Origin of the sequence: Helicobacter sp. 10-6591 (genome assembly GCF_003288805.1) — a bacterium.
Taxonomy (GTDB): Bacteria; Campylobacterota; Campylobacteria; order Campylobacterales; family Helicobacteraceae; genus Helicobacter_F.
In genome coordinates this window covers 1-8941 of record NZ_NHYK01000032.1, presented here as the reverse complement: position 1 = coordinate 8941, position 8941 = coordinate 1, and the positions used below count along the sequence as shown (strand labels likewise).

The 8941-nt window shown below is 37.6% G+C and carries 3 protein-coding genes and 1 CRISPR repeat array; all 3 genes read right to left on the bottom strand.

Annotated features, from left to right (window positions below; translation table 11 throughout):
- Positions 1-143: 143 nt before the first annotated feature.
- A CRISPR array of direct repeats spans positions 144-3877; the repeat unit is 36 nt; unit sequence GTTTTAGCCGCTTATTAAATTCTCTTACGCTAAAAT.
- Between the two features lie 338 nt (positions 3878-4215).
- Genes cas2 through cas9 form a run of 3 tightly spaced genes read right to left on the bottom strand, consistent with a single transcriptional unit; the run spans position 4216 to position 8545 of the window.
- Positions 4216-4539, bottom strand: a complete 324-nt coding sequence (cas2, locus tag CCY97_RS07905) for a CRISPR-associated endonuclease Cas2 (RefSeq protein ID WP_258457110.1) — start codon at positions 4537-4539, stop codon at positions 4216-4218.
- Positions 4502-5467, bottom strand: a complete 966-nt coding sequence (cas1, locus tag CCY97_RS07900) for a type II CRISPR-associated endonuclease Cas1 (RefSeq protein ID WP_112064928.1) — start codon at positions 5465-5467, stop codon at positions 4502-4504. The genes cas2 and cas1 overlap by 38 nt, the downstream gene beginning before the upstream one ends.
- A gap of 3 nt (positions 5468-5470) precedes the next feature.
- Entirely contained in the window at positions 5471-8545 is a 3075-nt protein-coding gene (cas9, locus tag CCY97_RS07895) for a type II CRISPR RNA-guided endonuclease Cas9 (protein WP_112064927.1), read from the bottom strand.
- Positions 8546-8941 lie beyond the last annotated feature (396 nt).

Genomic DNA, 8941 nt, shown 5'->3' with positions numbered 1-8941 from the left:
AGCGCTATGCTAGAGGTGGGAATTGGATTCTAAACGCTCTTGTGTACTTGTATTGGTAAGCTCTCTTGGGGCGAAGTCCATAAGCATAGATGAGATGCTCGCACGAGACGATATCTTAAAAGGAATAGATTCTAAAGATTTTAGTTTTAGCCGCTTATTAAATTCTCTTACGCTAAAATCTTCTGCACTAGCACTGGTAATATAATCCCGTTTTAGCCGCTTATTAAATTCTCTTACGCTAAAATTAAATGCCATGTTGTAGAAATAACCCCCCTGTTTTAGCCGCTTATTAAATTCTCTTACGCTAAAATAATAACAATGTGCAGGTAACGCAAAATATTGTTTTAGCCGCTTATTAAATTCTCTTACGCTAAAATCTTATATTGCAATGCTAATAGTTCGCCTGTGTTTTAGCCGCTTATTAAATTCTCTTACGCTAAAATGCAAAACATAAAGCAGAAAAACAACGAACTGTTTTAGCCGCTTATTAAATTCTCTTACGCTAAAATCCACTTTGGATTAACATACTCGCTTTTATGGTTTTAGCCGCTTATTAAATTCTCTTACGCTAAAATCGAGAGCGTTGCTAATGGGTTTGCTATCGAGTTTTAGCCGCTTATTAAATTCTCTTACGCTAAAATAATCAGTCGGGACAAAGAGGGGGGTATAGTGTTTTAGCCGCTTATTAAATTCTCTTACGCTAAAATAGTTTTTATAACGGCTGTTCTAAACCTTAAGTTTTAGCCGCTTATTAAATTCTCTTACGCTAAAATCCATTGTCTATCTGAATCATCGAACATTCGGTTTTAGCCGCTTATTAAATTCTCTTACGCTAAAATCGATATTAAAGATTATCCGTATCGCTTTAAGTTTTAGCCGCTTATTAAATTCTCTTACGCTAAAATATAAAACTCGCGTGCGTTATCATCGAATCTGTTTTAGCCGCTTATTAAATTCTCTTACGCTAAAATGCCAAAAGGTGGGGGCTGCAATACAGCAATGTTTTAGCCGCTTATTAAATTCTCTTACGCTAAAATATAGGTACTGAAATCTGAGAACCTCTTTGTGTTTTAGCCGCTTATTAAATTCTCTTACGCTAAAATCTTTTTAGCTTCTAATAGCTCGCTCTTTGCGTTTTAGCCGCTTATTAAATTCTCTTACGCTAAAATCAAATTTTTCTAAAGGAGACAGAAATGCTAGTTTTAGCCGCTTATTAAATTCTCTTACGCTAAAATTATGGGCGGGCGCAATAGAAGCGGTTTGTAGTTTTAGCCGCTTATTAAATTCTCTTACGCTAAAATAAGGATTAAAGCACTTCACCAACAATCCTTGTTTTAGCCGCTTATTAAATTCTCTTACGCTAAAATTTAAAATGAAATCAGTACATCATATCAGGAGTTTTAGCCGCTTATTAAATTCTCTTACGCTAAAATTAATTAAGGATAGAGTGTGAGTAGAGTTAAGTTTTAGCCGCTTATTAAATTCTCTTACGCTAAAATTCGATAATTCCGAACTTCCAGCACTTTTTAAGTTTTAGCCGCTTATTAAATTCTCTTACGCTAAAATCATCATATGTGACTCCTATCATTCTATTGTGTTTTAGCCGCTTATTAAATTCTCTTACGCTAAAATAAAATCAAATTTAGTAACATCCAAAACCAGGTTTTAGCCGCTTATTAAATTCTCTTACGCTAAAATTTATAGTGCTTTTTAATGCGTTACGATTGTGTTTTAGCCGCTTATTAAATTCTCTTACGCTAAAATCGATAATCCCGAATTTCCAGCATTTTTTAAGTTTTAGCCGCTTATTAAATTCTCTTACGCTAAAATTAACCCTCTCATCTTTTGCAGTCTGCCATAGTTTTAGCCGCTTATTAAATTCTCTTACGCTAAAATATTGGCGTGCGTGCTTGTTTAAATGCGTGCGTTTTAGCCGCTTATTAAATTCTCTTACGCTAAAATTCAAACACCACAAAGACCTCTACAGAATCTAGTTTTAGCCGCTTATTAAATTCTCTTACGCTAAAATAAAGCGTGTGAAAATCATAATGCCCTCGGTGTTTTAGCCGCTTATTAAATTCTCTTACGCTAAAATACAAAGGGCATTGCTCACAGCGCGTAAATTGTTTTAGCCGCTTATTAAATTCTCTTACGCTAAAATCAATCCTTACAAAACAAAGTTTTAAATTTTGTTTTAGCCGCTTATTAAATTCTCTTACGCTAAAATGCAAGCATAGCAATGTTGACACTCTCTGCAGTTTTAGCCGCTTATTAAATTCTCTTACGCTAAAATTATTTGGGCTATGCTTTGGGCTTGTTTTAGGTTTTAGCCGCTTATTAAATTCTCTTACGCTAAAATTACATAGCTTAAAAACAAGCGGTGTATTTGGTTTTAGCCGCTTATTAAATTCTCTTACGCTAAAATTATTTTAAGTGGTTTTTAATTGGCAAAAATGTTTTAGCCGCTTATTAAATTCTCTTACGCTAAAATAAAGTCAAATAAGCTTAATTGCTTTCCTATGTTTTAGCCGCTTATTAAATTCTCTTACGCTAAAATTTCTGCATAGTTGATATAATCTTGCATGGGGTTTTAGCCGCTTATTAAATTCTCTTACGCTAAAATTTTTCTGGGTTTTTGGCTTCATGGCATGTTGTTTTAGCCGCTTATTAAATTCTCTTACGCTAAAATAAGAGCTAAACCTTAGAAGCCTATTATATAGTTTTAGCCGCTTATTAAATTCTCTTACGCTAAAATCCTTAGCCGTTGCAATTGTATCAAACTTTTGTTTTAGCCGCTTATTAAATTCTCTTACGCTAAAATGCAGCAATAAAGATATGTAAAGAGATAGAGGTTTTAGCCGCTTATTAAATTCTCTTACGCTAAAATTTTTTTTCATTTTTTATCCTTAAATTGTGAGTTTTAGCCGCTTATTAAATTCTCTTACGCTAAAATTTATACAAGAGTGTATAAACGACTTGCTATGTTTTAGCCGCTTATTAAATTCTCTTACGCTAAAATTCAACCATTAGCCGAGCGATTTAACTTTGAGTTTTAGCCGCTTATTAAATTCTCTTACGCTAAAATTGATGGTTAGTGAATCTGCCACCCAGTGGCGTTTTAGCCGCTTATTAAATTCTCTTACGCTAAAATTTAATTTTATCAATTAAAAGGCTGGTTTGCGTTTTAGCCGCTTATTAAATTCTCTTACGCTAAAATCCATCACAAGGCCTAGCGCTATACCCATAAGTTTTAGCCGCTTATTAAATTCTCTTACGCTAAAATCATTGTACCGACGCCAGTGTTTGAACCTTCGTTTTAGCCGCTTATTAAATTCTCTTACGCTAAAATGATTTTATTCGTCTTTATACGTCCCTTGTTGTTTTAGCCGCTTATTAAATTCTCTTACGCTAAAATCAAGCCAAAGAATGTAAACGAGATTTTTGAGTTTTAGCCGCTTATTAAATTCTCTTACGCTAAAATCACCACACCGCGACCACACCACCGAACTTAGTTTTAGCCGCTTATTAAATTCTCTTACGCTAAAATAAATCGAGATTCTATTGAATATCGAAAAAAGTTTTAGCCGCTTATTAAATTCTCTTACGCTAAAATCGGTTTGTATGGAGGCCCCAGCGAGTTTGAGTTTTAGCCGCTTATTAAATTCTCTTACGCTAAAATTGACTAAAGGTAGATGTAGGTGGTTTTCTGGTTTTAGCCGCTTATTAAATTCTCTTACGCTAAAATAATAACGCGACGGCGAGCCTTGCGGCCTTGGTTTTAGCCGCTTATTAAATTCTCTTACGCTAAAATCAAGAATCTTATCGCCCTGTGTTTTAACGAGTTTTAGCCGCTTATTAAATTCTCTTACGCTAAAATATACCTCGCCAAAACATCGTATAGAGCGGTAGTTGAGCGGTGTGATAGGCTTAAAATATCCAAAAAATCATATTTTAAGCAAAAAGGAAGCATAATTCTTCCTAGAGAATTGAGTAAGCGGCTAAAATAAGGGGTTTAAGGGGTCCCCGCAGGTTTTCGATACCTAAAAACCCTTATTCTACATAAAACTACCCACAGATTTTCCTCAATTGCATTATATTTTTCTGCAAGCATTTGCAATTTTAGAGCAAATAATATCTCTCCGTCTTATTTTTTATCAAAATACTCAAAAAGCTTCATAAACTAAGATTCTAAAACACACAAACCCTACAAAGATATCAAAAAAGTGTGAGCTGTTTGGGTGCATGGGCTTTTTCATTATCGCTTGGTTTGCCAAGCAAAAGCCGCATATTGTCAAATTGCTTTTCTGTGAGGATTAATCCTCGAATATGCCCCTTTGGCGGCACGATAAGGCTTATTTTGTCCAAATGACGATTGGCGCTTGCGACACCCTTGCAGATTCTCATATACACGCTGTATTGGAGCATCATAAAGCCATCTTGTATCAGGTATTTGCGAAATTTCGCATACAGCTTCCTCTCTCTTTTGTTGCTTGTAGGCATGTCAAACATCACTAGCACTCTCATAAATATCTCTTCCATTGGATATATCCTTACAAAATATTGGAAGTTTTAAGGCAAATGTGTTTTTTTGAATAGCATAAGCAAGGCTCTGCACGCTCGCTATGCTCGCACGATAAAGCGGGTATCTTTTGTCTTCTATCATCACCGCTGTGCCTAAAATCTCTGTTAATTTTACGCGATTTTCAAGACTTAAGGATTCTTTAAAATCCCCATTTTCAAGCATTTGCACCACGAGTGAATCCACAAAAGTCCGATAAGGCTCTATCACATCATCAGCGAGATTAAAGGCGTTGAATTGGTTTTTATGGTTGATTCCCAATGCAGGATTTAGCCCGCTCGCACAGAGGCTACGCACAATCGCTCCCCTCACAATCGCATAGCCATAATTCAGTGCCGCATTGATAAGCCCTATCCGCATATCCTCAAAGATTTGTGTTTTGCGGCTAAAGTCTTTCCCAAAAAGTGCCTTAAAATACAAAGCGGCTGCTTTTGCCTCATTATTCGTGCTATCGGCGAGTTTCACTCCCTTAGCCAGAGATTCTAATACTTCAAACTCTTCTCTTTGCTGCATTTGTAGGAGCAAGGCTTGATTGTGAATCTTTGATTTGATGATGTGCTGCCATAATATCGCCTTTGCCTGCTTTTTGAGCTGCATTTGCTGCTGCAGGATTGCAAGACTTTTAAAATGCCCCAAAAATGGCATAAAAATACCGCTAGGCAAGTGAGAGCTATCACAAGTGTAGCAAATGATTTTAGCCTGTGCGAGAGCGTCAAGGAGCACGTTTGTCAAGGTGATTTGAGGGGATTCTAAAATGAGGCACAAAATATCATCAAGAGGAATTTTGAGCGCATCTTTAGCCTCCTGTGCGACACAAAGATGTTTTTGATAGAGGCTAAGTCTTGCAGGAGTGCTCAAAAAAAGCGTCCTAAAAGCAGAATCAAACATCTTTTATGCTTTTTTATGCTTTGGGCTTGATGGCAATGCAATATTTTGACGCTCTGCAAACTCTGCCTTTTTGACTTCGCCTAATGGTGAGACATGGTATTTTTCAAATATTTTAAGGTTTTGAATCCCTATACTTTTAGCTACAACTTCTTTTGCTGTCGCATTCGTATAGAGTAGTTTTTCATTTTCACTTAAATCTTCAAATTTATTGTTATGTTTTTCAACCTGTATGGTTGCCGTAGCAATACCAAAACTCACAAAGTAGCACAACTCCGCCTTTTCCATATCCTTTTTCTGCAGCAAAATCAAATCATCTTTAAAAAGACTAAAGCAAAATTCATAAGAGCTATCCATTTCAAGCCAATCTTTAATCACTCCTTGTTTATCTTTCCCGGCTATCACTGCCTTATTCGGCAAGATTCCTAATGCAAAATCCATCGTATAGATAGGCACGCCATAGAATTTGCCACTTTGCTTGTGCTGAAAAATATCCACACGCACCATTGCCCCATTATTCACGATCTTTGTGCCAATGCGGCGGATTTTGCCCAGTGCTACTGCCTTTTCTACGCCCTCTTGTCCGCCATATTTCTTCATCAAATCCTTATCATCAAAAGCATAAAATGTCTCCTCGTGCAATGCCCCTCTAGCCCTCTTGCGTGGAGGCTTAGAAACAAAGATAGAATCTACTTTTGCTAAGATTTTTTGCCTAAAATCCTCCATAGGCTCAAAAAATACTTTCTGCTGTTTATAGTCAGCCTCCGCCAACTCTTTAGCATAGAATCTCGCCTTATTCAGCTCTCGCTGCTTTTTAAAGTCGCTAAATGCTTTAATCGTTTTTGCATTGCTAAAGACGATGATAATCGCATCAATTGCGTGGTGCAGATGATTATTGCGATTTTTCTCTCCTAGTCCCCAATAATGCCGCAAAGTCGCCGTGAGATTCCCGCTTATTGTCTCTACATGCACTTTGCTGCCTTTTTCTCCACTAATCGTTACTTCATTTTCGCTTAAAGGTAAGAAGCTCAAACAATCCTTCGTCCAATTCGCACAAAGCCTTGCAATATAGCTTGTGTCATTGATGTTTCTAGGGATAAATCCCGCTTCTTTATCTTCAAATTTTATATTAGAGATTCTGCGGTATTTCGCTTTAGGCAGCGTGCTTGCCCGACTTAGAATCTTCTCCCACTTCTTTGTGTCTTCTCCAAATGCTTCAAAAGGCGTCTTATTACGCTTATTTTGATTTTCTTTTGTGAAAACCAAAACCTTATTTGCATAGCTATCATCAAAGCTTCGTGAATAAGGGTAAATATGGTCAATCTGCAGCTTTTGAGGATTCTGCAAATCATCACAAGTAATTTTCTTCCCACTATATATGCAAAATTCCCCCTGCTCTATCCATAGCTTCATTTTGAGGATATTGCTATCACTAAGGGGCAACCTTAGATTCTCACATTGCTTCTTTGCTGCCTCATTTTTGGCTAATTTGTCTCTCTGCTCCTTTTCTATCTTGCTTCTATCTTTCGCATTTCTCCCCACTTCACGCGTAAATTCGATGTGAATCTTATGCACCTGCCCATATGTCTTTAGCAGGCTATTTAGCACCTTGCGATACTCACTCATCGCCCTTGCCACGACAGGATTAGCTAAATAGGGCTCATATTTATGAAGCGGCGATAAGAGATTTTCTTTTTGCGTTATTTTTCTCCATTCTTTCAATCCCGCCTGCTGCACCGCCTCATCGTATCTTAAGCCCTCTCGCATAAAGGGCAGAATCTGATTCAGCGCCTCAAAGCCAAGATGAATGTGATGGGAAAATGATAATTTGCTCAAAGCCTCTTTTTGATTGTCATCAAGGGCATAGGATTCTAACTTTTGCTGAAAATGTATTTTATCCTTTGTGAGTGTGATATGTGTGGCTATTGCGTCAAGCTCCTTGCGTGAAAGCCCTGCAAAGCTCCCGCCCAAAGCCTTTTTAAAAGCTTTAAGATTCTTAAACTCAATAAACGCTGCCTTTTCTGCGACTTTTTGCTCCTTTGTGTAATCAAGTTTTGAATCTTTAGGAAATCGTATAGATTCAGGTAGTCGCAATATCTCACGCAATGCTTTATAATTTATCTCTCCTTTTTCAAGCACGATGTGTGAAATCTGCGCAATCATATCTTTGCCATAGACCTCGCCACTTTGCTTGCTGATAGATTGCAGGGCGTTGAGAATGCGCGTGAGGGCGATAAACTCCATCGCACTTAATGAATCTTTGCTCGCACGGGGGCTATTTTCATCATAGATACATTTGCCTACCTTATCGCTAAAATCTTTGAGTTCGCGCTGATAAAAGGCAATATCGATGACTTTTTGACAAAAGGAATCTTTTAGATTCGCTCCTAATTTATTTTGAACTTGCAAAATCAGCTCTAATTCTGCTTTGAGTTTATCTTGTGCCATACAATGCTCATAATTTCCGGCTTTATTACGCACATTTTGAAATTCTTTGCTATTTTTATTGCCTTTTTTCTCACTATCGCTTCGCTCTTGCTGGTAAAATGTTTTGTAGAGATATTCGCCTATGGTTTTGTAGCCCTTTTCTTGCAGAATCTTTTCATTTTCTTTTATGGCAGCCTTAATTTTGCCCGTTTCGTTTTGCTCTTCTGTGTCCTCTGCCTCTCTTGCGTGCTTATTCCCATAGCCGCGATGTTTGGCGATGTGCAGTATTGCTCTAGCTAAATCTTTATGCTCTAGCTTTTGGGTAAGGGCTAAAGTGCGTAATTCATAGGGGCTCTTGGTGTCTTTGGTGTGGATATACGCCTTTGGCAAGTCTCCATCATCGCTTACATAATCGCCTAGATAGAATCCAAATTCCTTGCATATCAGCTGTTTTAGGGCATAAAGCCTGCCTCTTCTCCGTGCTAATCTCCTCCTTGCGCTTCGTGCCTTTCGTCTTGGCAAGGCTAAGGACGCTTTTGTTTTGGGATTTTCTGCTTTGGTGAAGATTCTCACCCCGCAATCTTTGAGCTCATTATCCTCCATATACGCCCAACCAATGCTCGCAATACCTATGTCAAAACCAATGATTTTCAAGCCACACCTCCAAGAATCCAAATAAGCCCATGTTCCATTCTTGCGATATTTTGATATATATCACATCAGGATTCTCGCATTCTACATATAAGATTTTCTTGCAAGAATCCTTATATCAATACAATATCGGCAGCAATCTTCATTGCAGTATTTGCACACGGAGATTGCATTGATATTGTATCTCGCAAGGCTGGTGGAAATTTAAATTCTAAATCTGCTTGCATAGCTCTAAGCTATGCGCTCTCTCTGTCATCTTTAATATAAGGAAAATACATGTTAAAACGACTATTGGTACTGCCTCTATTGGCTCTAGAGAGTTTAGGTGTGAGCGAACACGCCAGCATAGGTATAGGAGGCTTTTATAGCAACTCCAGCGCTACAAATATTAGTATGCAA

Bases quoted from the DNA above. Each gene is read 5' to 3' on its own strand.
- cas2 (WP_258457110.1), bottom strand. From the start codon at position 4,539: ATGGAAGAGATATTTATGAGAGTGCTAGTGATGTTTGACATGCCTACA.
- cas1 (WP_112064928.1), bottom strand. From the start codon at position 5,467: ATGTTTGATTCTGCTTTTAGGACGCTTTTTTTGAGCACTCCTGCAAGA.